Source organism: Pseudobacteroides sp., from assembly GCF_036567765.1.
Lineage (GTDB): Bacteria > Bacillota > Clostridia > Acetivibrionales > DSM-2933 > Pseudobacteroides.
This window is the reverse complement of sequence record NZ_DATCTU010000007.1, coordinates 179636-203173: the sequence shown is the minus strand read 5'-3', so window position 1 is coordinate 203173 and position 23538 is coordinate 179636. Positions and strand designations below refer to the sequence as shown.

At 46.0% G+C, this 23538-nt stretch carries 25 protein-coding genes; all 25 read right to left on the bottom strand.

Annotated features, from left to right (window positions below; genetic code table 11):
• Nucleotides 1-5 precede the first annotated feature (5 nt).
• The 25 genes from VIO64_RS02360 to VIO64_RS02240 all read right to left on the bottom strand — a co-directional run bounded on the left by VIO64_RS02360 (nt 6) and on the right by VIO64_RS02240 (nt 23524).
• Nucleotides 6-1181, bottom strand: coding sequence for a phage major capsid protein (locus VIO64_RS02360; protein WP_036937269.1), 1176 nt, complete (start codon nt 1179-1181; stop codon nt 6-8).
• Between the two features lie 5 nt (nt 1182-1186).
• Nucleotides 1187-1999: a head maturation protease, ClpP-related gene (locus VIO64_RS02355; RefSeq protein ID WP_081926765.1), complete on the bottom strand. Its 813-nt coding sequence runs from the start codon at nt 1997-1999 to the stop codon at nt 1187-1189.
• Nucleotides 2000-2094: 95 nt separating this feature from the next.
• Nucleotides 2095-3327, bottom strand: a complete 1233-nt coding sequence (locus VIO64_RS02350) for a phage portal protein (protein WP_036937268.1) — start codon at nt 3325-3327, stop codon at nt 2095-2097.
• A gap of 97 nt (nt 3328-3424) precedes the next feature.
• Nucleotides 3425-5005 (bottom strand): terminase large subunit, encoded by a 1581-nt coding sequence (locus VIO64_RS02345; RefSeq protein ID WP_036937267.1) that lies wholly within the window; start codon nt 5003-5005, stop codon nt 3425-3427.
• A gap of 118 nt (nt 5006-5123) precedes the next feature.
• Nucleotides 5124-5345 (bottom strand): DUF4314 domain-containing protein, encoded by a 222-nt coding sequence (locus VIO64_RS02340; protein WP_036937265.1) that lies wholly within the window; start codon nt 5343-5345, stop codon nt 5124-5126.
• Between the two features lie 290 nt (nt 5346-5635).
• Nucleotides 5636-6403, bottom strand: a complete 768-nt coding sequence (locus VIO64_RS02335; RefSeq protein ID WP_036937263.1) for a hypothetical protein — start codon at nt 6401-6403, stop codon at nt 5636-5638.
• Between the two features lie 200 nt (nt 6404-6603).
• Entirely contained in the window at nt 6604-7068 is a 465-nt protein-coding gene (locus VIO64_RS02330) for a hypothetical protein (protein ID WP_036937261.1), read from the bottom strand.
• Nucleotides 7069-7112: 44 nt separating this feature from the next.
• Nucleotides 7113-7403 (bottom strand): hypothetical protein, encoded by a 291-nt coding sequence (locus VIO64_RS02325; RefSeq protein ID WP_036937259.1) that lies wholly within the window; start codon nt 7401-7403, stop codon nt 7113-7115.
• A 130-nt stretch (nt 7404-7533) separates the two neighbouring features.
• Nucleotides 7534-7866 (bottom strand): DUF6329 domain-containing protein, encoded by a 333-nt coding sequence (locus VIO64_RS02320; RefSeq protein WP_081926764.1) that lies wholly within the window; start codon nt 7864-7866, stop codon nt 7534-7536.
• Nucleotides 7867-7964: 98 nt separating this feature from the next.
• Nucleotides 7965-9842 carry a DNA cytosine methyltransferase gene (locus VIO64_RS02315; RefSeq protein WP_331914779.1) on the bottom strand — a complete coding sequence of 626 codons (1878 nt, stop codon included), beginning with the start codon at nt 9840-9842 and terminating at the stop codon, nt 7965-7967.
• 15 nt (nt 9843-9857) lie between these two features.
• Nucleotides 9858-11117, bottom strand: a complete 1260-nt coding sequence (locus VIO64_RS02310) for a site-specific DNA-methyltransferase (RefSeq protein WP_010244640.1) — start codon at nt 11115-11117, stop codon at nt 9858-9860.
• 23 nt (nt 11118-11140) lie between these two features.
• Nucleotides 11141-12016: a hypothetical protein gene (locus tag VIO64_RS02305; protein ID WP_050753695.1), complete on the bottom strand. Its 876-nt coding sequence runs from the start codon at nt 12014-12016 to the stop codon at nt 11141-11143.
• A 175-nt stretch (nt 12017-12191) separates the two neighbouring features.
• Nucleotides 12192-13553: a site-specific DNA-methyltransferase gene (locus tag VIO64_RS02300; RefSeq protein ID WP_010244643.1), complete on the bottom strand. Its 1362-nt coding sequence runs from the start codon at nt 13551-13553 to the stop codon at nt 12192-12194.
• Nucleotides 13534-14469 (bottom strand): phosphoadenosine phosphosulfate reductase family protein, encoded by a 936-nt coding sequence (locus VIO64_RS02295; RefSeq protein WP_010244645.1) that lies wholly within the window; start codon nt 14467-14469, stop codon nt 13534-13536. Before VIO64_RS02295 ends, VIO64_RS02300 begins: the two co-directional genes overlap by 20 nt.
• Nucleotides 14470-14500: 31 nt before the next feature.
• On the bottom strand, nt 14501-15007 hold the full coding sequence (locus tag VIO64_RS02290) for a hypothetical protein (RefSeq protein ID WP_010244647.1): 507 nt from the start codon (nt 15005-15007) through the stop codon (nt 14501-14503).
• A gap of 270 nt (nt 15008-15277) precedes the next feature.
• Nucleotides 15278-16048 (bottom strand): sigma-70 family RNA polymerase sigma factor, encoded by a 771-nt coding sequence (locus tag VIO64_RS02285; protein ID WP_010244648.1) that lies wholly within the window; start codon nt 16046-16048, stop codon nt 15278-15280.
• A gap of 67 nt (nt 16049-16115) precedes the next feature.
• A complete protein-coding gene (locus VIO64_RS02280; RefSeq protein ID WP_010244650.1) occupies nt 16116-16475 on the bottom strand; it encodes an HNH endonuclease in 360 nt (119 codons plus the stop codon).
• Complete coding sequence (locus tag VIO64_RS02275) at nt 16468-16929, bottom strand: hypothetical protein (RefSeq protein ID WP_010244652.1); 462 nt, start codon at nt 16927-16929, stop codon at nt 16468-16470. The genes VIO64_RS02280 and VIO64_RS02275 overlap by 8 nt, the downstream gene beginning before the upstream one ends.
• 161 nt (nt 16930-17090) lie before the next feature.
• Nucleotides 17091-17675 (bottom strand): hypothetical protein, encoded by a 585-nt coding sequence (locus VIO64_RS02270; RefSeq protein ID WP_036937252.1) that lies wholly within the window; start codon nt 17673-17675, stop codon nt 17091-17093.
• Nucleotides 17605-17940 (bottom strand): hypothetical protein, encoded by a 336-nt coding sequence (locus VIO64_RS02265; protein ID WP_010244656.1) that lies wholly within the window; start codon nt 17938-17940, stop codon nt 17605-17607. Before VIO64_RS02265 ends, VIO64_RS02270 begins: the two co-directional genes overlap by 71 nt.
• The gene (locus tag VIO64_RS02260; protein ID WP_010244658.1) at nt 17937-19295 is read right to left on the bottom strand and encodes a DEAD/DEAH box helicase; all 1359 of its coding nucleotides are present in this window, start codon (nt 19293-19295) and stop codon (nt 17937-17939) included. Before VIO64_RS02260 ends, VIO64_RS02265 begins: the two co-directional genes overlap by 4 nt.
• Nucleotides 19292-19606, bottom strand: coding sequence for a VRR-NUC domain-containing protein (locus tag VIO64_RS02255; protein ID WP_409372119.1), 315 nt, complete (start codon nt 19604-19606; stop codon nt 19292-19294). The genes VIO64_RS02260 and VIO64_RS02255 overlap by 4 nt, the downstream gene beginning before the upstream one ends.
• Nucleotides 19607-19808: 202 nt before the next feature.
• On the bottom strand, nt 19809-22181 hold the full coding sequence (locus VIO64_RS02250; protein ID WP_010244662.1) for a virulence-associated E family protein: 2373 nt from the start codon (nt 22179-22181) through the stop codon (nt 19809-19811).
• Nucleotides 22178-22447 carry a sporulation transcriptional regulator SpoIIID gene (locus VIO64_RS02245; protein ID WP_010244665.1) on the bottom strand — a complete coding sequence of 90 codons (270 nt, stop codon included), beginning with the start codon at nt 22445-22447 and terminating at the stop codon, nt 22178-22180. Before VIO64_RS02245 ends, VIO64_RS02250 begins: the two co-directional genes overlap by 4 nt.
• Nucleotides 22448-23524: a DUF932 domain-containing protein gene (locus VIO64_RS02240; RefSeq protein WP_010244670.1), complete on the bottom strand. Its 1077-nt coding sequence runs from the start codon at nt 23522-23524 to the stop codon at nt 22448-22450.
• Between the last annotated feature and the right edge of the window lie 14 nt (nt 23525-23538).

Sequence of the window (23538 nt, the reverse complement as noted above, 5' to 3'; positions counted from 1 at the left end):
TTCACCTACGCTTTCATCTGCAGTACCTTGACCGCTTCAGCAAGTGTCAGCTTTCCGTCAACCCTCTGTGTCGCCCTGAAGCCCACCTGACCGTTTACAGCATAAAGCTCATTGAGTCTTTGAAAGCTCCTGCCCTGCCTGTCGGCAATCCAGTAATATTTAAAATCACCAAAGGCAATCGTCTTGGCTGCTGCCTGAATTGTAGGAACAGAAGACGATGTTTTTACAGGCCTGTTTAAAATGGTATCGGGCTGACCTGCCTGTAATGCAGGCTGCCATAGGTACTGCCCGTTTCCATCCTTCAGCTTTCTTATAGCCTTTATGGTAGCATCGTTCATAAGCCATGCCGCATTATTCCTGTAAGGCTCACGCAGTGAGTAATAAAGGTCGATAACTTCATCTAAGGTAAGGACGGTGGAGGATGCGGCTGTTACTCCCACTTCTCCGCTTCCTATAACTCCAGTGGGTTTTGCTGTCCCGTTGCCGTTTATAAAAGCGGCTTCCTCTGCAGCTCCGATCCTTCTGGCAAACTCCTTGGAAATATAGCCCTCAAGGTTGAATACATTGTCATTCAAAAGCTCCTCCGACACCTTGATCATGGTAGCCAGCTTGTGCGCACCAAGGGTGATAAGCCCGAAGCTGTCATCACTTTCAGGGATTGCCCCTTCTTCAGCCACCCAGCTTGCGGTACCTCTGGATGCTACAACAGGAATCTGCTTGTCACCTGATGAGGTGTTAATGATGGTAGCAAGACCTCTCATTATGTTTACATCCTCAAGTGCTGAAACAAGGGTTTTCTCATACTCATCAGGCACGAGATAGCCGCCCTCCGAGTCGGTCCCAATATGCAATGCATTTAAAACATCATAGCTGTTTTTGCTTCTCATGTTCTTCCAGAAGGCGTCATTGTAACCTTTGGAAGCTCTGCCTGTTTTCTCCGACTCCTGCTGAACAATTTCCGGCTTTACGGCGCTCCTTACAGGCTTTGTAAGCTCCATCTCCATTTTCTGCTGGCGCTCCAGGGCTTCAATCTCCCTGCCCATCAGTACGATATCCTCCTCCATTTTCTCGTACTGGCTCAAATTTTCAGCGGTCATATTGCCTTCATGCTCATTTAAAAAAGCCTTGGCATCCTCCCAAAGCTTGCTTCGTTTTTCCCTCAGCTCTAAAATTTTCGACATTATTTTTACCTCCATATTTTTGTAGTTTTGTTTAACAGGTCAAGTCTTTTGCGCAGGCTTTCCACATCGACCTTCCCTTTGAGCTCCTCTGCGACTATCTCCCTCACTGCATTCAAAAGCCCTGCAACATCAAGCTGTTTTTCCGCTTGTATTGCAGGGCTTTTCTTTTCAGGCTTTACCTTTTCCAATTTGCTTGCAAGATTTAATGCCACCGTCCTTTTGTCAAACATATAGCTGTCCATAAGAATCGGCGGTTCCCCACCTCCCTGGTTTTCCACCTTTTCCTTCTGATACAGAATCTTGTCTGCAAAGCCGAGCTCAACAGCCTTTTTAGCATTGAACCAGGTTTCATCGTCCATCATGCGTGATATTTTCACCCTGGACAGTCCTGACTTAAGCTCATAGGCGTTGATAATGCTTTCCTTCACCTGGTTTAACATTTCAATGGCGCCTTCAAAGTCGCTTGCTTCACCGAACGCAATGGTCATGGGGTTATGGATCATCATGAGCGACGGGGGAGACATTTCTATTGTGTCTCCAGCCATGGCAATAACTGATGCAGCGCTTGCAGCAATACCGTCAATCCTTACTGTTACACTGCCGTTGTACTCCTTTAGCATGGTGTAAATTTGGGACGCTGCAAAAACATCCCCTCCAGGACTGTTAATCCAGAGGGTTATATCTCCCTTGCGGCTTACAAGCTCATCCTTGAACAGCTTTGGTGTCACCTCGTCACCAAACCAGCTCTCCTGTGCAATGTATCCGTCAAGGTACAGAGTGTTTTCATCCTCCATCCAGTTCCAGAACTTCCTTTTCATCGGTTTTCTCATCTCCTTCCTGCGTTAACATTTCATATATGTCTTTAAAATGCCTATAAGTGAATCACCACCCTTCATTTCTGTTATACCGTTTTCTATTGCTTCTTTTGAGTGCTGTATTTATCAGCCCATTTACCCACATCCTTCAAGTCAATCATGCTGCCGTTTATCATGTGCCGGTTGCCTCCAAGCTCGTCTGGAATAAGGTTCAAGTCCTCAAGCTCACGCACATCGTTGGGGCTTAAAAAGCCGTTCTGGATTCCAATGCTGTAGCCCTCCTGCCTTGTTTTGAAATCACCCCGGAGGAGTCCGTCAACATTGAAGCGGATAAAGTATTCCTTCTTCTCATCCGGCAGCAGCAATTGATTCTTCATGGCCTGCTCCCACCTCACCAACCACGGTCTTATGGTATGCACAACGAATTCTATGGACTGGTACTCAATATTGCTGAAGGTGGCCCTTTCCAAATCACCGACCATGTGTGGCGGCACCCTGAATATCCTGCAGATTTCATTGGTCTGGAACTTGCGGGTCTCTAAGAACTGCGCCTGCTCTGGAGGTATTGCAATGGGGCTGAATTTCATCCCCTCCTCAAGGACAGCTATCTTATGGGCATTGCTGCTTCCGCGGTAAACCGACTCCCAGCTTTCCCTGAGCCGCTTCGGGTCTTTTACAACACCGGGATGCTCAAGCACTCCGCCGGGATTTGCACCGTTGGCAAAGAAAGTGCTTCCATATTCCTCAGCCGCCAGCGACATCCCTATGGCATTTTTGGCATAGGATATGGGTGACTGGCCTGTAACCCCGTCAAAGGCAAGGCCCGGAACATGAAGCACTTCATCTCGTCTGAAGCTCTGTGTACCATCCTTCGTATCATAGCTGTAAAACAAATCCCCGCCTTCAAGCCTGCCCACCTGCATCTTTTCAGGTCTTAACGGCCAGAGCTCAAGCACCTTCCCATTAGCGTCACGGACAACAAAGGCATAAGCGTTACCCCATATAAGGATTTGTGCCATCATAGCTTCAAAAAATGTGAAGGCTGATATCTCAGAATTGGGTTGGCTGTGAAGGAGCTCGTAAAGATAATGGTCATATGCTTTTTCCTTGCCCCCGGCGGTCCTTCTGTAGGTGTGCAGCGGAAGGCTTGCTATGGTTTCAGCCAGGATTTTAACGCAGGCATATACCGTAGCTGCCTGCATGGCTGTCTGTTCATTCACCTGCTTTCCGCTGGATGAACGTCCGAACAAAGCTCCCATTCCACTCTGGCTTCCGGTTTCCTGCGCAATTTTCCGTGGTATTTTATTGAATATTATCTGAAAAAGGTTCATATCCCGTTCACCGCCAATCGTACTGTTAATTTGATGATTATATCTTTTGGAGAATCCCTGCTCATTCTTTGCCTCCTTTCCATACTCCCATCTTTAGTTAGAGGATTAATAATCCTCTTTCGTTATACACACTCTCACCGCCGCCATCGCTCTTATGTCTGAGTGCCCTGTCAAGCGCCATGATGGCGGCAACCGCTCCGTCAATTCGTTCTGTGGACTTTTCCTTATCGGGCTTGATGTTCCCGGCAGGATCGGTTTTCACAGTTACATTGTCCATCATCCATGCAAGGGCGGGATGGCCGCCATGCGCAATTTTCTTTTCAAGCACCAGCTTCATAAGCTCCTTGGTAGGCGGTGACATTGACGCAAACCCCTGCCCGAATGGTACTACTGTGAATCCCAGCCCCTCAAGGTTCTGCGACATCTGTACCGCTCCCCAGCGGTCGAACGCAATCTCTTTGATGTTATACCGCGTCCCCAGTTCTTCAATAAAGGCTTCTATAAAGCCATAGTGGACTACGTTTCCTTCTGTGGTTTTCAAAAACCCCTTCTTTTCCCACACATCATACGGAACGTGGTCACACCGTACCCTTAGCTCCAGGTTGTCTTCGGGAATCCAGAAGAAGGGAAGCACAATATACTTATCTTCATCATCTAAAGGAGGAAATACCAGCACAAAGGCAGTAATATCAGTAGTGCTTGAAAGGTCAAGCCCGCCATAGCACTCCCTTCCCACAAGCGAGTCTGCATCCACATAAAAGGCACAGGCGTTCCATGCCTCCATTGGCATCCAGCGGACGGTCTGCTTCACCCACTGGTTGAGTCTCAGCTGACGGAATATGTTCTCCTCTGCCGGGTTTTCTCTTGCAGATAAAAAAGCATCCCTTATCCTGTCCAGCTCTATGGTGTATCCAAGGGATGGGTTTGCTTTTTTCCATACCGCTTCATCCGTCCAGTCATCATCATCTGCTGCACCATAAATAACCGGGTAGAAGGTGGGGTCAATCTTTTTGCCCGCAATAATATCAACGGCTTTCTGATGCACCTCCCAGCAGATGCTGTTCCTGTCGGTACCGGCAGTGGTGATTACAAAGTTTAAAGGCTGCTTTCTCGCATCCCCGGAGCCCTTGGTCATTACATCATAGAGCTTTCTATTTGGCTGGGCGTGGAGCTCGTCAAAGATACAACCATGCACGTTATATCCATGCTTTGATGCAACCTCGGAGGAAAGCACCTGATAGAAGCTGCTTAAGGGCTGGTACACCAGCCTTTTTGTTGCAATCAAAGGTTTTATCCTTTTCTTAAGCGGAGGGCACTGCTCAACCATGTCCACGGCGACATCAAAAACGATGGAGGCCTGCTGCCTGTCACAGGCACAGCCGTAAACCTCCGCACCCCATTCGTTGTCTCCGCAGGTGAGAAGCAGGGCAACCGCCGCTGCAATTTCACTTTTACCGGATTTCTTCGGAATTTCAATGTATGCCGTATTATACTGCCTGTAGCCGTTTGTCTTCATTGTTCCGAATACGTCCCTGATGATTTTGTCCTGCCAGGGAAGGAGGTCGAAGTCAACACCGTGCCAGGTACCTTTTGTATGCTTTAAAGAATTAATGAACCGAACCGCATGCTCAGCTTCCTTTTTATCAAAATATGGACCCTGTCTGCCTCCAATTGCCATCCCCTCCCTTCAGAAAAGCATAAAAAAAGAACCCCGTTTCCGAAGCTCTCAATATGTGAACTGTGAATTTTATATTTATTTTTTTGTCAGTGGATTTTGACTTTGTTATTTACCATCCCTATATTGGCCTGCACTTATCTTCTCCATATGCAATCCCAAGGCTTGAACCGCAATCCCAGCTCACATGAATGGTTCCAATATCATCGACCGACAATACCGTTCCCGTTGCACCCTTTGGCAGCTGCGTGTATGGGTCGTTCATGCTAACCAGCTCCACCCGTGTTCCTGAAGGATATTTTTTACGGAGTAAATCCAGTAGTTCCTTTGAAATCATTCTCATTGAAAACACCTCCTGTTTTTCGGGTTTGTTCCCGTAGTACATTAATCACTCTGAACGCACAGGAAAGCAAGTCAATTCTACACTTTAAAGGCACTTTTTCAAAAGCATCCCAGCCTCAAAACCCTTATAAACACAGAGTTTGAAGTCAGTCATCAACACACTTGGCTTTGTGTCCGCGTGTATGGCCCCACGTTCCGACAAAAGCTTTATTGCCTATAAATATGCGTTGAAATTTATATATGGGGCATTTAAGCCCCATATATAAAACATTTATTTCATCTAAAGTCTGTTCATGCGCCAACAGCCTCTTTTTCACCCTTTCCGTTACGGAACGCCGCATTTCCTTCAAGGGACTTCAACAGGGTCTTTCGCGCCTCCTTATATTCATAACCCACAAAACCAAGCCGTATCAGCCAAACCCTCATGGTAAACTTCATATTGTCATCGGCGGAAGGCTTAAAGGAAGCATGCTTTTGTTCCTTTGCGCTTTTATTCAAAAGCGCCACCAGCTTTGTGGCTGCATCCACCTTATCAGATTCTTCAGATCGTATTCCAAACTTGAAAGCTATTGTGTTTTCATCAAAATCAAAGCTTATGCCATGGCATTTGCCTGTGCCTATCCTTCCAGCAAGTTCCTTGAACTGCTCCAGGGTTTTAACGCCCTCAGCATTTAGTACTTCTACAAATTCCGTGCTTACAATATCCGTTTCAATTCCAAAAGCCTTTTTAAGATGCTCCTGCTTGCTGTATACCATGTTCACGATATTGCGGAGTGTTTGTCCTGTGTGGCCCTCCATGGGCACCGATATTTCAAGCAAAACATCCTCTTGGGTTTCTTCTGCGGTAAAGTTATCCTCCGGTATTCCCTCAACAGTCAGCTGGAGTACCGCTTCAAAATCAACCTCGTTTCCAACTCCGTCTTTCATTACACCGTTTTTTGCTATCCTGTAGGTTTCGCCTCTGATTTCAATCTGGTAGTCGAAGCTTGGCGCTCCCATATATTTAGCTTTTGTTCCGCTGTGAGCCTCAAGCAGCCTTATCATTTCTTTACGGTCCATATTGAATCCCTCCTGTACTTATTTGGGTTTCCCCTTAGTACATTAATCACTCTGAATGCACAGAAAAGCAAGTGAATTCTGATTCTTTTTTATACTCAAGACCCTTTATATCAAAGCATTTCAGCACATAATCAAAGGAGTCCTTTAGACCCCTTAATTATCCCAACTATTAATTATTCTGTTTTCAGAAATGCCGTTGGTCAGCTGTTTGAGATTGAAGGCTTCTTGCAGTTCATCAGCGCCCATTCAAACCAGAATTCGTACCATATAAGCCTTGCGTAGAACCAATCATATTGATTGCCTTCCCGTTCATCATTACGATTCAAAGTCGGCTCCTTATCTTTTGTCGGCAGTAATTCCTTGCAGTTCGGATGCCCTTCTTCCCATTTCTCCTTGGCTTTTCTGATGGACTCAAGGTGTTCCTGCCCAATAGGACAGCAACCGGGATGAGTACGCAGCAATCCAGTGTTTTTATCAAAGAATAGTTCATATAACCCTGTTGCTTTACAAAACTCGGTCATCTGAGAATACCCAGGATGCCTGCTGTTACCCCTGCCGCTGATATCTCCAAATCCAAATTCAGGAGCAGCAGCTTGTATAGCTCTTTTAATCCGTATTTCCCCATTTATTGTTTCCGCTTCGCCAATATAAATGTCATAGCCCACTTTCAAAACCCTCCTTTATTTCAACACTCCCGGTCCGTCAACATTCACTTTGCATGCACCGCATAAATAACCTCAGTGCCTGCGCTGTATTCCATATCCGTGAGCTTTATAAATTCCTGTTCATCATCAATGGGGGTAAGCCCGAAGTTAAAGTATTGGCCTTCATGCCTTCTTATGCCGTACACCACATGCTTGTGTCCTTCCTTGAGAAGCTTTTCAGCCTCTAACCTGAATTGCTCCTTTATCATGTTTACTTCCGTCATGGAAAGCCTTTCTGTATATAGCCGTCCCGGAAGCCCAACATCCACAATTTTAATATCAGCCGCTCCGCTCATAAGGCACCTCCAAAAGTTTATTTTGTAGTTACATTAATCACTCTAAAAGCACACAAAGTCAAGCGGTTCCTGCTGTTTATAAAGATGAAGGGAAGACCTTTTTCAGTCTCCCCTCCATCCAAGCCTTTTTTTATTTTTTTATTTCCTCAACGCTTTCTATGTAGCTGGTGTACCTCGGGTAGGAATATCCCTCTGCCTCAACCAATATTCCGTCTGCTCCGTCTTCGGCTTTTATAAGGATACAGTGCCATACTCTATATTCATCCACATACATTAGCGCTTTGTTTTCCTCTATAAAATCGAAGTCCCTGAGAAGGTTGTTTATAAAAAATTCGTATTGGTCTTTTGGCAGCTCCACAACCTTTTCAACCGTAAAGTCTACCTTGTCTCGTTCCAGCCCCGTCCTGTTCTTAAGCTCCTCGATGTTTACCGCTTTCCTTGTAATCAGAACCTTTTTTAACATTGAAACCCGCTCCTTTCATTTTCAGGTGATTCCCTGGTAGTACATTAATCACTCTGAACGCACAGAAAAGCAAGCTAATTATCGATGGAAATGTCTTTTTAAATTACCCATGCAATTCCTGCCAGAACAAAGCAAACACAAGGAAGCGCGACACCGTTGCCCCACATTTTATATTCAGCAGCATCCGAGTAAGGATTCCTAAGCCATTTAATGATCTGGCTTCTGCTTTTGGGCTTTGTACTTGTTCCCATAATTATACGGTGTTCTTCAAAGACCTTGCTCCACCAGTTTATTTCATCTTCTGTTGGATTTTTAGTTTCCAATCTTGAACACCAATCGGCAGGAAAGCCTTGGAGCAATGCACACTCAGTGGGTGTTAATCTTCTTACTGTATATTCAGTTCCTACAACTCCGTTATGGCAGCCGGGATTTGTGCCGTTAACAAGGGTGTTAGCTTTTCCGTCCTGACGAAAGCACTGGCTTTCCGCTTTCATTTGAGGATAAAAGCTGGCCGGCTCGGTTACAATCTGTGCATCCTTGTAATCCCTTGCCATCAGCGGTGCAACAACTTCCTCATTGACTTCTGCATAACAGCCAGTAGTCATGGCAAATGCCACGGCATGCCGGTCTATTGTATTTAAGGTGAAGCTTATATCCTCATTGATTCCATCACCCCGCGGGCCATTTTTATCTTCTCTGCCGATCATGTTCCCCTGCAGTGCAACCACTGCTATCCCTCCCTGGTTGCATGCCGGATTTCCACCCGTACCGTCAAGTGTCCTGCTGGTGTCCGCTTCATAGATACCGCTGTTCGGATTATCAGAAAGCATCGAATTGCTCTTGTCGGAGCAGATGCCGTAAGCTTTGACAATAAGTTCATTCGCCCTTTGCTCCCCTACATCAAAGGTATTTATTGTGTTTGCCTTTTTAGCATGATCCCATTTTTGTGCTTCTTCCTTATTATGAGGTCTTGTTCCTTTGCAGAATGGAATATTAACACACTGCTCATTGTGAATGGGAGGAGCAATTTTATCATTTTCCTTGCATTCATTCATGACAAGGGGAACATTCCCGCCTCCAGTTCCCATCCGTCCGGTCAGGGTTTGGATGGTTCCGCTGTCATCAATGCCTACTCTGCTATCAGAAGGATGATTTTCAATTGCAACAGCAAGCTGATTGTCACCCATTTGCGCCCGAAGGCTGCAGGTGGAATTATCCCAATAGTGTCCTCCTAATCTTGAGGCGGCTCCAGGTTCAAAGCTGACTGGCATTCCAATGCAATCCTCAGCATTTCGGGAAGCTGTTTCCCACGGGCAGACGCCCTTCGGAGAATACCCTGACAGGCCTTCGAACTCAAATAATATTTTTCCGGCACATCCTTCTGCAAAATCTGCGACAAGGTAGATTCTACGGCGTCTCTGGGCGACTCCCCAAAATTGGGCGTCAACAGTTCGCCATGCAATGGAAAAATCATCTCCCAAGACCTCTCCTGCGCACAGCCATTTATTTTTGTCAGGCAAAGGAACATGAGCGGCTTCATCCTTGATTTTTGCGATTTCGTCAAGGACTGCCCTAAAATCCTCTCCCTTTCCGCTTGAGAACGCGCCCGGCACGTTTTCCCACACGATGAATCTTGGATACATTCCATTGGTTTTACACCTCATTTCCTTGATGATTCTGATGGCTTCATGGAAAAGCACCGACTGCTTTCCGTCAAGCCCGGCTCTTTTCCCAGCTACCGACATATCGGTACAGGGTGAGCCGAAGGTTATAATGTCCACTGGCTCTATCTCCGCACCGTTTATTTTTCGTATATCACCATAGTGTTTGACAAACGGAAGTCTCTTTGTTGTCACCCTTATAGGAAATGGCTCAATTTCACTTGCCCATATGGGGACGATACCGTTTAGCAGTGCCCCTAGAGGAAAGCCTCCGCTTCCATCAAACAAACTACCCAGTGTCAGCTTATCACTCATATCCTCACCACCCACTTACTGTTTAATTGTCTGTTTTTCTTTTTCAACTTCATCCCATGAAAGCTTACTTCCATTCCTTAGTAGGAAAACATCATCGGTTCTCTCAGCTTGGTTGATAAATCTTTTTACAATTACATCGCAGTATTTCTCATCAAGCTCCATGGTGTTGCAGATACGCCCCAACTGCTCACTGGCAATCAGAGTTGAACCGCTACCTCCAAAGGGGTCCAGCACGATACAGTTTGAAAGGCTGCTGTTTTTTATAGGGTAAGCTACCAAGTTAACAGGCTTCATTGTCGGATGCTCCACATTCTTTGACGGTCTGTCAAAGTTCCAGATAGTGGTCTGCTTCCTGTCTGAATACCACTTATGGCTACCTGTCGGCTTCCAACCATACAACACAGGCTCATGCTGCCACTGGTAGTCGCTCCTACCGAGTACCATGGACTGCTTAACCCATATACATACATTGGCAAGGTGGAATCCAGCATCCTTGAAAGCCTTCCTGAAGTTCAAACCTTCGGTGTCCGCATGGAACACATAAATGCCTCCGCCGTTATCCAATACTTCAAATACATTTTTAAAAGCCGAAAGCAGAAATTCATAGAATTTTCCGTCCTCCAGCCTGTCGTTCTTTATTTTCAGAGCATCCTTGGTAGCCCCGGTGTAGTCTACATTGTACGGAGGATCGGTAACACAGGTATTAGCCTTTTTACCGTCCATCAGTGTAAGCACATCCTGTAAAATGGTGCTGTCTCCGCACATCAGCCTGTGCTTCCCGAGAAGCCAAATGTCTCCATTTCTTGTAACAGGGTTTGATATTTCCTCCGCAGCCTTATCCGCGTCAAAATCGTCCTCCTTGACTTCTTTGTCACCGCCTTTTCCGAACAGCTCGTCAATATCGGCGGCATCAAAGCCGGTAAGTGAAACATCAAACATTTCTTTGTCCAGAGAATCAATCAATTCTTTCAAAAGGGGTATGTCCCATTCGCCGGAAATCTTGTTGAGGGCAATGTTTAGCGCCTTCTCCTTTGTCTTGTCAAGCTCCACCACCACACAGTCAATTTCCTTGTATCCCAAGTCCTTGAGAACCTTCCAGCGCTGGTGGCCCCCTACAATTGTAAGGTCGCTGTTGACGATCACAGGGTCCAAATATCCGAACTCCTTTATACTGCGCTTTATCTGTTCATACTCCCTGTCTCCCGGTTTAAGGTCTTTTCTCGGATTGTATTCTGCAGGCTTTATTTTCAATGTTTCAATTTTCCGTATTTCCATATCACAAGTCACTTCCTTCGAATTTAAATATATAGCTCTATCAAATCTCTGTAGGCTTTTTCATTTTCTGGCCGTTTCAAAAAATCCTCAAAGCTGATTGCCTGAAACCAGCTGTGGTTATTCGCCCATCTTGCGATGGGAATATACACCCTTTCCCGTTTGTACCGCATGACATAGGCATTTTGCTTAAGCTCCCTCAATACCCTGAGCCGGTGCAAATCCTCTTGTATGGTTGTGTTATAGCCTACAAGGACATAAAAGGTGCTTCTTTTGATACCGTTTCCTATAAGAGTGGCTGTCTTTTCTCTGATTACCGGCTCAAGTCCTGGATAATCAAATGCAAAATGATACTCTTCATGTTTGATTGAGGCAAGCTCTCTCGTCATTTCCTTTGTTATGAGCCGAATATCCAGACCCTGGTTGTAGTCAACCTTGAGATTTTCCTTGCGTATCTGCCCGCATATTTTGTAAAACTGCTCGGGCAGTGCGGTGAGGTTGTTGTCTAAAATAATGATTTTCTTTGACACACCGTCCCAAAAATCGTAGATATCTCCCACCGCCCGAATTGCACCTTCCTTTTTCGGCACCACACAAAAACCACAATTCCGTATACAGCCCCGTGTGGTAAAACCAATATTCAGCTTTGGTTTCATCTCCTCAACCTCAGGAGGCAGCCTGCTTGTAATATCAAATCCCGTGCCGCCGCATACGGCATCCGTGGGAACTTGGGTTTTGTCGGTAAAGCTGAAAATGCTGCTGCAGTAAATTTTGTCATAACAGTCCCTGCTTTCCGGCATATAGTCCTCCACGCTGTCTCCGCTGCATTGATGGAACAGCCTCAGCTTTTCTATTGCAATATTGATGTACTGCGGCTCCATATTAATCAAGCCCACCCTCAAAGCATCCACCTCCCCCGGCGCAAAATAAAAAGAACCCACCAAATAAAAGTGAGTCCCCTTCATATGTCCGCAGGTCTTTTTGAGGACACAGTGGGAAAAGGAGTAAACCAGCACCCGCCCGGAGCGGTTGGCGGTGTGTTTGCACTGTGTCCCCAAAGAGACCTGCGGCGGTCTCCTATTTTAATTCTGAATACGGAATTTTATCATTGCCTCGAAGCAGAAATACTTCATCCTCCCCGCCGGTAAACTGTACCCAGCGCTTAACCGCAAGGTCGACATATAACGATTCCTTCTCCATGGCATGGCAGACCCTGTCGGTCTGCTCACAGGCAATAATTACCGTACCGTTACCTGAGAACGGCTCAAGCACTATTCCGCCCCTGTCACTGTGAAGCTTGATGCACCGCCATGGCAGCTCCACCGGAAATGTTGCAGGCTGACCCTCCCTCTTTTGCACAACAGCAATCTGCCATATCTTCTTAAAGCCCCAGGCTTTACGCTCATCCTTGGTCAGCCTTTTAACAAACCTGTATGCATGCCCGGCAAAGCCATAAACCCCGGCATACTCATCAACCGCACACTCCACTGTTTCGCCGTTCATGGTAAAGGCAATGATATCCTCGCTCTGCGGCTGCGGCTTATTGCTCACAGTATGGTAGGAAGGCATGCCTGACGATATACCCTGCTTCTGCCAGATACGCTTCCATATGGGACGAAACCCGTTTTCCCTAAACAGCTGTATGCTGTAGTCACTGGTCGGCTCTATGAACTGGCTTCCCGTCACCATTAAATCGTCAATGCTTATAACTGCGATATCCGAATGCCTACATATGTTGCCTATGGCTGGCCGCATTGCTTCAAACCAAGCATCAATACCTTTTTCCTCATAATCCTTTATACATCCCACTGGTGGAGAAGCCACACAAAGCTGTGCATGCTTTCCATCCATCAGCCTTATAACATCCTCCTGGCTGCCGCTGTATCCACACATCAATCTGTGCCTTCCAAGCATCCAAATATCACCCGGCTTTGTTTTAGCACCCTTTGCCTCTATTTCCGATTTGGCTTTCCCAGTGTCAAAGTCATCCTCCACTGCATGATCTGCAGAAGCACCGTTCAGCAAATCAAATATTTCCTCCTCCGAGAAGCCTGTCAGGGACACATCAAATCCCGTTTCTTCAAAGCCTGTAAACAGTTCAGCCAACAGCCCTTCATCCCAAAAGGTCTCATCCTGCAGGCGGTTGTCTGCAATCAGATATGCTGTAGCCCGTTCACCCTCCAGGTCTAAAAACAGCGCAGGAACCTCGGTGATTCCCATCCGCTGTGCAGCCTTTACCCTGGCATGACCTGCAAGAATGTATCCGTCCTTACTGACAAGGACGGGATTTGTCCAGCCGAACTGTGCAATTGACACCTCAAGCTTTTTTAGTGCCGAGTCGGGATGCACCCTTGGATTTTTGGGATGCTCTTTCAGTTCGGATATTTTTATTGTTTTTAATTCCATATCTCCAGCTCCTTTACAGCATATAGTTTTCATAGGGTACTCCCATATAGTCAAGCACCTGTCGAAGTCCAAGACCGCCGTCCTCCCAGTCCCGCATACAATAGCGCCATAGCTTTGGATGAGTTTTCTGCAATTTTTGAAAGCGGTTGGGCTGTTCCTCAAGGTGGACACCGAACATGCAAAAAACACATCCAGTCCTTAAATAGCCTCCGAATTCGGGTTTATATATTTTGCAGTACGGCACATCAAATATATTGATGTATTTCCATATGTCATCTTCCATCCAGAATGAAAGCGGCTTTGATGAAATTTTATTTCCGTCAAACACATTACATCCGGTTTGAAGCCAGGAGGTCTGCCTGAGCATACTCTCACATGCCATGGTCCCAATATAGGGAAATGTACCGCTTTCCTTGTAGAAGCTGTCCATAGGCATTTTTTTAGTTATCTTGCAGCATTGGCAGCTTATCTTAAATGGTGCCGACAGCAGGTACTTCCACTGCTCGGATATCTTGTACTTTGTGGGACTCCCATCCTCATTAAGCCCTGTTAATGCCTGCCGTATCTTTTTGCCTGTTGCCCCATTCCGTACCCTTTCAATAAGGTCGGCCTGTTCCTTGCTCACAACAGGGTAGCCATATTTCTCTATTACCTGCCGAAAGCTCATGTCAGGACGAACCCATGTTACATTTTCAATTGTCTTTACAAATTCTTTTATTTCTATAAATTCAAGCCCGGTATCCGAGAACACTGCACCCACCTCTGGATATATACTCCGCACCAGATGGAGGAGCACGGTGCTGTCTTTCCCGCCGCTGAAGCTTACCGTAACCTTGCCGTTGAAGTGTTCATAAAACTCCCGGATGCGGAGCCTACTCTTTTCTATCTTCACTTCCAAAGGCAGGCTCTGCATCTGCCGAAGTTCCCACAGTTCATGCCTGTTACCCATTGCATCGGCCTGCCTTTCAATATTTTTTTGGTTATGCCTTTTTCCTTGAGAGCAGGGCTTCCATTACACTGTCATTCGGTGTATAGCCGTCATATTGCTTAAGCTTGCTTTCCCTTACAACCGCATAAATTTTTGTCCACACCTCGTTGGTAAGCTTAAGGTACTGATGCGCCATCTGTACATATGGAGAGGTTGTTGCCTGGCCCGTTACAGGGTTTTTCACAAGAAAGCCGTGCTTGGTGTTCATTTGCTCCAAAGCCATCCATCTTGCCTTGAGGAATGCGTACTCTTCAAGATTGTACGGCAGTATCCCCTTGGTGCAGCCTATCTGCTTAAGCCACTCCAGCACCTTTGAATAAATCGCCTTTGCATCATCCGGCAGATAATCAGGCGGTGTTTCCGGCAGTTCCGGCAGCTCCGCCCCCTGACCGAAATCAAGTATATGTATAGGACGCTTGCCGCGATTCCCCTCCAGTATTTTTTCCGTAGCTGCCTTTTTAGGTCTCCCGGCACCGGGTCTGCTTCCTCCGCTCCCCATTTCTCTTCATCCTCTCTATGAAATCAAAAATAAATCAAATATTTTTGATTGTTTTGATTTTATTTTCAAAACTCCAATGTGTTTATGTCCTGCCAAATTACTCAAAACCTCTGCTATGCATCGCCCCGAAGGTTTCATTTTGATTTTTCCTTTTTGATTTTTGATTTTGCGAATTTATTTGTTTGAGGGGCCGCCCGCCTTACAGGCTCAAAAGTTGTAGCTTTTTGACCCGGTGGGGGCTTATCAAAATATGCATAAATATTCCATTTATTAGCCAGCTTTTGGAATAGAATTCAATCCTCTTATATTCTTAAGACTCAAGCCTTTATCATAGCAATCCTTTACATACCGGCAGAGTTCCTTTATCTTTCTAATCCGTCTGCTTATATTCGCCTGGGACATTCCAAGCATTGTTTTCATTTGGGTTTGTGTTTTCTTTTGCAGATAAAGGTTGAATATTTTACGGTCTGACTCAGAAAGTATATTTTTTACATGCCTCAGTATTTCTTCAAGCTCCAACCAGTCCATAGCTTCTTCTTCAAGATTAAAATCATCGGCAGTGATATCCCCTCCGGTTAACGGAGTTCCGCTGTCATTGTCATATATAACTGCATCCAACGAATAGCCAGGCTCCATTGCATTTATCACCTTATTCAACTCCGCTGAATCCACCCCCAGCTCCCTGCATGCCTCAGCCTCAGCAACTCCTCTATTCCTTAACGCTTGGTACCTATAATATTTATCCTTGATATTCCTTGATGAATGGATGCCGCTTGCACAGTAGTCCCTTCTATACCGCATGATCTCACCCGCTATCAATGACACCGCATAGGTTGAAAAAGCCGTTCCGTATTCAGGCTTGAACCGTTTTGCCGCGTTGACAAGCCCGATGCATCCCGACTGGAAGTAATCCTCATATTCAGCTGTGTTGTATACATAGCTGAATTGCTTCCTGATAACCATACTAACCAGTCTCTGATTTTCCCTGATAAACTCCTCAAGAAGGCTTTCGTCCTTTTTCAAATCGTTAATTGTAATCATACTACAGCTCCCTTCTCCTCTTTCAAAGCATAAAAAAAAGCACTCGACCTTGTTTAAAGTCAAATGCTTATTTCCTGTTGAACCGCTCCATTGCACCTTTTCGTTCATGGCATGTCTTGCAAAGGCTCTGCATGTTCTCCAAATCCCAAACCTCTCCGCCGTCCTTGATGGGAATAATATGGTCAACAACGGTTGCTGCAGCCAGCCTTTCCTCTTTCATGCAAAGCTCACAAAGTGGGTTTATCATAAGCTTCCTTTCCCGCACCTTCCTCCATGCCCTGCTGCTATAAAACCTTTTACTGAACTCATCTCGATAAAACCTATTATATGTCTGCCATTCCTCCCGTTGATGCTCCTCGCAGAACCTCTCATGGGTAAGCCTTGGACATCCCTGCTTTGCACAGGGCTTCGGTGGTTTCTTAGGCATCCTTACCAACCCCATTAAAAAAGTCCCCTGAAATTTTCAGAAGACTCTTATCAAACAGCTTTTCATATGCTTTATCCAAATAATGTCCAACTTCCTTTTTTTCAGCCTCTTCAATCAAAGCACGGAACTGGTGTATGATTGCAATATACTGATCTCTCTTTTGAACTTCCTCATCGGCAAGCTTCTCCAATGCTTTGTTAAAATCCTCTAGCTCTCGCCGAATAAAGCTTTTCCTGGCAAATATGTAATGGCAGTCTCCTCCGCCTTTACTATAAGCAATATAGTCGGGGTCAACCCAGAAGGTAAAATTGTCAACAGATATTTTCACAGGACATTCCATGATTCTGTTCAGCCTGCGCCTTATCTTCGGTTCATTTATGTCTTTGCCCGCAAGCCCTTTTACAGCCTCACGCGTAATCAGCATCACATCATCATTTCCTATATGCCTCTTCATAAAATCCCCCCAAAAACAAAAACCCCTCGATTGTCAGTCGAAGGGCTGCTCTTTTTTGATTATAAAATTCGATACTAAAATCATATCACATTTAAAAGCTCATGAAAAGGCCGCAAAAAGACCGCAAAAAGTTCACAAAAAGACCACTTTTATTTTCCTCTTTATGTGGCATCGCCCCCGAATATAGCCACTTTCAAGGCATTTACCAGCCTGTTGCGATTCCTCTTGACAGTGCTTTCCCCACAGCCTAATTCCAATGCTATTTCCTCTACCGATAAAGGCTCAAATTCTGCCAGCCTTTGTGAAAGATTTTCTCCTTCCCAGTCAAAATTCTCGGGAGGTATGCCGTATTTTAGCTCTACAATCCGAAAGTACCTGTCGGAACGGAATCGATCAATGCCTCTTTCAATTTCCTTCACTCTTAGCTTTGTCCTTTCCATGCTGGCTCTGCGGCTTCTGTAATACTCCTCAGCCACCTGGTCTTCCGGCGGCTTTGCTCCTCCATTCCCGGAAAAACGAATAATGTCCTTTGATTTTTCCTTTAGACGGATTTCGCCCTCTTGTATATCCCTTTCATCTTCAATCACCTTCTGCTTTAAAACCGAGTATTTGTAAAGCAGGCTCTCGGTTTCCTTGTAGTAATCCCGACTTGCCTTGTTCACTGCAGAGGTCAGCTCAACAAGGACTCTTTTGAAGCTCCGGCTGCATCCTTTTTCTACGATTGTTTCCAGTGCTTTTTTGTCCACAGTGCTTCTCCTCCTTCCTGCTTTCAAATCCTGTAACTTCCCATTTCCTTTCATCCACCCGGTTCAGAAGTACAGTCCTTTTATAATCTAAGTTTAGTTTAAGACTATCGCCAAAAACTCTGCCTGCCTCTTCATGTTTTCGGATGAAATAGGTCAACTCGCACTCAATCTCCATTCTGGGAAGCCTGCCAAAAAGCTTCCTGCATTGCTTTACTGCCTCTTCGGATATTCTTATGCATACCGGGTATTCGCATCTTGGTATCATACAGCCACTCCTCCTTTCATCCTTGCCCTCACTGCATTTATCAAAGCCGTTTGCCCTGTCTCCTTTCGGTTTAAGGCCGCCATCACCTGTTCATCCATTGTTCCTGCCGTTATGATGTGGTTCACTATCACTGTCTCGGTCTGTCCCTGTCGGTGGATTCTCCCGTTGGCCTGCTGATATAATTCAAGACTCCATGTAAGCCCGAACCATATGATGGTGCTGCCGCCTGCCTGAAGGTTCAAACCGTGTCCGGCAGATGCCGGATGTGCAATTGCAATTCCGATCCTTCCATCATTCCAGTCGCTGATATCCTTTGGTGTATCTATATCCCTTGCCTTAAAAGCTTTTAGAATCCTTTCCCTGTCATGCTTATATGCATAATATACAAGCACGGGTTTTCCGTTTGCTGACTCTATCAAGTCCTCCAGCATTTCAAGCTTTCTTCTGTGAATGCTGCGTACCCCACCGTTTTCATCATATACCGCTCCATTTGACATCTGCAGAAGCTTTCCTGCCAGAACCGCCGCATTTACCGCATCAACATCACCGTCTACAAAAGGCAAGAGTGCTTCCCTTTCAAGCTTTCTATACAGTTCTTCCTCCTTCTCGGACATATGAACCGGTACAAAATTGTCTATCCGCTCCGGCATTTTCAAATGGTCACAGGCCTTCATGCTGATACAGATGTCGGATATCTTCCTGTAAATCTCCCTTTCTGCACCATCTTTGGGCTTGTAGCTGAATATTACGTTTTGACTCCGCTTGTCAGGAAGGAAGTACTTTTCACGGTAACCGCCCAGTGTTTTTTCAAGCCGCTCCCCTCTGTCAAGGAGATACACCTGTGACCACAGGTCGATTAATCCGTTGGGTGCCGGAGTTCCTGTAAGCCCCACAATCCTCTTGATATATGGCCGCACCTTCCGAAGCGCCCGGAATCTTTTTGCCGTTGCCGACTTGAAGCTTGAAAGCTCGTCTACCACAACCATATCATAAGGCCAGCTACCCTTGTACAAATCAACCAGCCATTCAACGTTTTCACGGTTGATAATATAGATGTCAGCTTTGGTGTTTACAGCCTTAATCCTCTTTTCTTCGTTTCCTAGAATTTTGGATATCCTAAGCTGCTTCAGATGGTCCCACTTTTGGCACTCCCTTCCCCATGTGTCCTGTGCCACCCGAAGGGGCGCGATTACCAATACTCTTTTCACCTCAAAGCTGTCATACAGAAGTTCGTTTATGGCAGTCAATGTTATTACTGTTTTTCCAAGCCCAAGGTCAAGCAGAAGCGCTGATGCCGGTTTGTCTATAATAAAATCGTGTGCGTATTTCTGGTAATCATGAGGTTCGTAAATCACAGTCCCACCTCCCGAAGGAAGCCTTCAAGGCTGCTTGCAGAATCAATACAGTAAACCTTGAAACCAAGCATCTCAAGCTGTTGCTTCCTCTTTTGCTGCAAAGGCCGCAGTTTCTCTCCATGCCTTTTCAATTCAGAGAAGTATATTCTACCGTTAGGCAGAAGCACCATTCTATCAGGTACCCCTGCCATACCGGGTGATACGAATTTAAGAGCCAGGCCTCCTATTGCTTTTACAGCTGTTCTCAATTTTTTCTCAAGTTCTTTTTCCAGCATGTTTATCACCTCGCATCTGGTAAAAAAACAGTTCATTTTCAGTTGCTGCTTAAATGCAGTATTTTCAGTGCTTTTATTCTTATTGCAACTGTTGAACTCAAAAATCCCTATTATATATATACGTGTATATGTGTGCATGCCCGTGTGCCTTATTCTTATAAATATACATATTTTATTTATATATATATTTGGTTTCGTTGGTTTCACACAACTGCTAAAGCACTACCGTTATTTACTTTCACGGTTTAATGCTTTTTGCTTCCGGTTGCGCCCGTTCAAACACCTTCTGCCTGCCATAGGGTCCACAGGTAACAATCCTTCCTTTGTATTCCCAGCCCTTCAGCTTCCTCATAATACCGAATATTTCATAGGAGTCTGTACGCTTTAAGGTTCCGGGAACATTCCCAAAGGCCTCGCACCATATTTCAAGGACACTTGCTGTCTTTCTTTCCGTTTTTCCCTTTGGCAGTACGGAGTCCTTCTCGTCATATTCACGGATATACTCCTTGCGCCTGTACATATCCCAATTCTGCCAGTTTTCAGGCAAAAGCTTGTCAAGGTACGCTTCGATCACACCCTCACGTTCATCTGTTTCCATAGCCTCACGCTGCATCTCTTCCGCATACCTTTCAGCTTCTCCCTTTAGGCACAAAAGTTCATTGGCTCTATACCTCACCATGACCTCGGCCCATACCTGCCTTACTTCCTCCAGCGTTATATCCCTGGGGTCCTTCTTTCCCATTTGAACCTTAACAGGCCAAAACCTCCTGTTTCCGGTGATATCCCGCAGGAATCCCCTGTCACTGTTGGTAGTACCGACAAATATACACTGTCTTGGGTGCGGTACCGCCCTTTTTCCGAAGGTGGCACGGTACACATCCTCCTGCCTTGTGATAAAGGCCTTCAGCGTTTCAATGTCGGTCTTTTTCATTCCCGCCATCTCGCTTACCTCAAGTATCCAGTATCCTTGGAGTTTCTCCGCAGCGGTCTTGTCATGGGTGTCCGAAAGCTGCAGGGAGTCGCAGAACCATGGACTGCCCAGCTTTCTAAAGAGCGTACTTTTCCCGATGCCCTGCTTGCCGTTCAAAACAAGCATATAGTCAAACTTTATCCCCGGTTCAAACACCCTTGCTACCGCTGCACAAAGGGTTTTTCTTGTAACCTCCCTGACATATTCGTTATCCTCTGCATCGAAATACTCTATGAGAAGGGTGTCCGCCCTCGGTACCCCATCCCATTCCGGCAGACCGTTTAAGAAATCCTTTATCGGATGGTACGAGCGATCATCACTAACCTTGGTAACCGCAATGTTATACTTGCCTTTTGAAAACAATCCGTAGGTTCTGTCAATGTAGCTTATTAGCTGGGCGTCATCAGCGTCCCTCCACCAGCGCTCTGGATGTTTCCAAGGAACCTCTCCCGTGATTTCCATGCCGTCAATATGCTGGTTGAACACGATGTTTTTCAGCATAGGATCGTGGCTTAGTATGAGGATGAGGTTGGTGAGAGAATCCACTACCGTTCCCTTTTTGTTAAGCTCCAATGCATCCTGCCAGTTCTCTTCGTCAAACTCATCCTTCGCTTCTTTGGTCCTTTCCTCCGCAAGCAGCTTTTTTACCTCGGCATCCTTTGAAGCAAACTCCTGCATGGCGATAAAAGAAGGCAGCTTGCCTATAGGAGTATCCTCCGAAGCTTTCTCGTCAAGCTCTCCAAACCGATGTATCCTTACCAGGTCGAATGAATTGCAAAGCTTTCCGCATGCAGGGTCGGAGGCATGGTGCGAGTATGCGAACTTCCCGTCATAGACCAGCACCCCGGCAGTACTGTCTGCTGGGATATAGCTGTACCTTCCGGGGAAATACCCACAAGGCTCATACACATCTTCAAGGAATTTTTCTATAACATCTTCAATACTGTAAGTACGGCAGAAGGCTCCGACAATACCCGGCTTCTCCAATGGGTCCGCTTGTTTATCAAGAGTGCTTTTTATAAGCTTCCTCTGGCGATCAGACACAGGCCATTGGGAGCTGTCCCGCCAGTCTTTATACATGGCCAGTATTTTGTCAGGGTCAAGAACTCCTGCATCGCTTTTTTCAAACACGAACTCCCCGTCACTTGATGTGGAAGGCCAGTACATCAGCCTTGAAGGCTCATAGGTGGTATCATCAAACATCTCAAGTCCGATATCCTTTGCCACCATTCTTGCCACCGCCGGATACTCTTCCTCAGACACAGCCCTCTTCAAAAGCACCACTAGCCTGAGTCGGGGCTTTTCTTCAGTATGCTTATGTGTACTGTAGATGCAGCAGGTGAATTTATCCTTAACGCAAGACCAGAAGTCGGAACTTGCGTAATCCGCATCAAGGGTTAAAATTGAACGCGACTCCACATGCCCCTTCTTGCGTCGGCCGTCTTTCAAGGCTCCTCCTACAAAACCACCGATGTCCTTTACGGCATCCTGCTGTGCTTTGGGCATATTCCGGTATTCCTGAACCGTTTCTCCAGTGCGGTAGGTGCTACTCAATCTATAAGTCAGCTCATCCCACGAAAGATCCCTGTTTCTCCAGAATTTCTCCATCCTGCTGTTTGCCACTGCTATTTTTATCTTCATACCATTAAAACCTCCCTGTCATTTATGCTCCGTTTCTTCTGCCAGACTGCAAGCCCGCCTCTTCTGGCCCGTGCCTCTCTGTTTTCCTGCAAAACTCCGCTTACCTCATGCGCCCTTCCAGTATCAATCTGCTTCAGTCTTAGGGTCACCGCTGAATGCACTCCTGACTTGGAAACTCCGAATTTTGCCGCAGCCTGTCTCACAGTAGCCCTATTTATAATCATATACTCTGCCAATAAAATCAAATCGTCATCTGACAGTACCATTCATACCACCTCCGAGTTAACCCTTGCCCACAGGTCCTTTGGCATATTGATGATCTGCCAGCCGATTCCCTCAAGCTCGGAAGCCCGGTCATAGCTTTCAACCTCCTGGCTTTGACGGGTTACTGCATTAGCAAATCCGTAAAGGCTCAAATCTCCGCCTTCTATGAGGTGCTGAAGTATCCCTTTTTCCTCGTTGGCAGTAATGCCAAATTCCCGGCTTGCAAGCTCCACCACCTGTGGAACATGCCCCGTTATTTTCACTTCCGTTGTTTCCTTCAGCCTGTCTACAACCACCTTGAATTTTACTTCATCCACTGCTGTCCTTACCAAGTCCTGCACCTTCAGCATGAAGACCTTGTCATCGGCTTTAAGGGTTTCATCGCTGAAAAGGGAATAATCCTCGTTGGCTTGGTTCATCCGTCCCGCATGATACCGTCTCTGTCCAAGGTCATTTACTGTCATGCCATTAAGGCAGACCAGACGATATACCAGCGGCTGTACTGAAACAGCACCCAAGCCGACCTCCGAATTGCTGATGACAATGCCGGCCTGTACAATATCACCCTTTTTAACCTCAGCCTCAAGCCTTGGGTTTACCACCTTCAGATACATACGGTTTTCGGTAAGCTCGCAGGATTCCACTCTTGCATCGGGCATCTCTCGGATTATGGGAAGTACCGCCTGTGCAATATCATAATTGTCTATTCTTCTGTATCTGTCACTTAGAAAAGCCCTGGCATGACCATCAAGGGTACGCACCATCCTTCTTGATGGTTGCTCTCTGAACCAGCTGTTGGTGTTATGGATGAGCAGCTCCGGGTTTTCCTCCAACATACGGTCATAATATTTTGCTGGTATTTCTAACGTCTCTCCGATCTGCCTATGGGCGAGACGGGTGATAGAAAACCCGTCATCAAATACTCCTGTCACAGGGTCCTCAAACCTGAGCCTTATCCTGTTGGTATCCTCCTCCACATCCATCAGAAGCTTTGGTGTATCCACTAAAAAGTCACGCTTTACGATGTTCTGCCAATTAAGCTCACGAGCTAGTTCATTTATGGTTTTTCCTGTTTTCATCGACTCATCACTCC

Coding starts and splice junctions, on each gene's coding strand:
- VIO64_RS02360 (WP_036937269.1), bottom strand. CDS start 1,181: ATGTCGAAAATTTTAGAGCTGAGGGAAAAACGAAGCAAGCTTTGGGAG.
- VIO64_RS02355 (WP_081926765.1), bottom strand. CDS start 1,999: ATGAAAAGGAAGTTCTGGAACTGGATGGAGGATGAAAACACTCTGTAC.
- VIO64_RS02350 (WP_036937268.1), bottom strand. CDS start 3,327: ATGAACCTTTTTCAGATAATATTCAATAAAATACCACGGAAAATTGCG.
- VIO64_RS02345 (WP_036937267.1), bottom strand. CDS start 5,005: ATGGCAATTGGAGGCAGACAGGGTCCATATTTTGATAAAAAGGAAGCT.
- VIO64_RS02340 (WP_036937265.1), bottom strand. CDS start 5,345: ATGAGAATGATTTCAAAGGAACTACTGGATTTACTCCGTAAAAAATAT.
- VIO64_RS02335 (WP_036937263.1), bottom strand. CDS start 6,403: ATGGACCGTAAAGAAATGATAAGGCTGCTTGAGGCTCACAGCGGAACA.
- VIO64_RS02325 (WP_036937259.1), bottom strand. CDS start 7,403: ATGAGCGGAGCGGCTGATATTAAAATTGTGGATGTTGGGCTTCCGGGA.
- VIO64_RS02320 (WP_081926764.1), bottom strand. CDS start 7,866: ATGTTAAAAAAGGTTCTGATTACAAGGAAAGCGGTAAACATCGAGGAG.
- VIO64_RS02315 (WP_331914779.1), bottom strand. CDS start 9,842: ATGAGTGATAAGCTGACACTGGGTAGTTTGTTTGATGGAAGCGGAGGC.
- VIO64_RS02310 (WP_010244640.1), bottom strand. CDS start 11,117: ATGGAAATACGGAAAATTGAAACATTGAAAATAAAGCCTGCAGAATAC.
- VIO64_RS02300 (WP_010244643.1), bottom strand. CDS start 13,553: ATGAAAACTATATGCTGTAAAGGAGCTGGAGATATGGAATTAAAAACA.
- VIO64_RS02295 (WP_010244645.1), bottom strand. CDS start 14,469: ATGGGTAACAGGCATGAACTGTGGGAACTTCGGCAGATGCAGAGCCTG.
- VIO64_RS02290 (WP_010244647.1), bottom strand. CDS start 15,007: ATGGGGAGCGGAGGAAGCAGACCCGGTGCCGGGAGACCTAAAAAGGCA.
- VIO64_RS02285 (WP_010244648.1), bottom strand. CDS start 16,048: ATGATTACAATTAACGATTTGAAAAAGGACGAAAGCCTTCTTGAGGAG.
- VIO64_RS02280 (WP_010244650.1), bottom strand. CDS start 16,475: ATGCCTAAGAAACCACCGAAGCCCTGTGCAAAGCAGGGATGTCCAAGG.
- VIO64_RS02275 (WP_010244652.1), bottom strand. CDS start 16,929: ATGAAGAGGCATATAGGAAATGATGATGTGATGCTGATTACGCGTGAG.
- VIO64_RS02265 (WP_010244656.1), bottom strand. CDS start 17,940: ATGATACCAAGATGCGAATACCCGGTATGCATAAGAATATCCGAAGAG.
- VIO64_RS02255 (WP_409372119.1), bottom strand. CDS start 19,606: ATGAACTGTTTTTTTACCAGATGCGAGGTGATAAACATGCTGGAAAAA.
- VIO64_RS02250 (WP_010244662.1), bottom strand. CDS start 22,181: ATGAAGATAAAAATAGCAGTGGCAAACAGCAGGATGGAGAAATTCTGG.
- VIO64_RS02245 (WP_010244665.1), bottom strand. CDS start 22,447: ATGGTACTGTCAGATGACGATTTGATTTTATTGGCAGAGTATATGATT.
- VIO64_RS02240 (WP_010244670.1), bottom strand. CDS start 23,524: ATGAAAACAGGAAAAACCATAAATGAACTAGCTCGTGAGCTTAATTGG.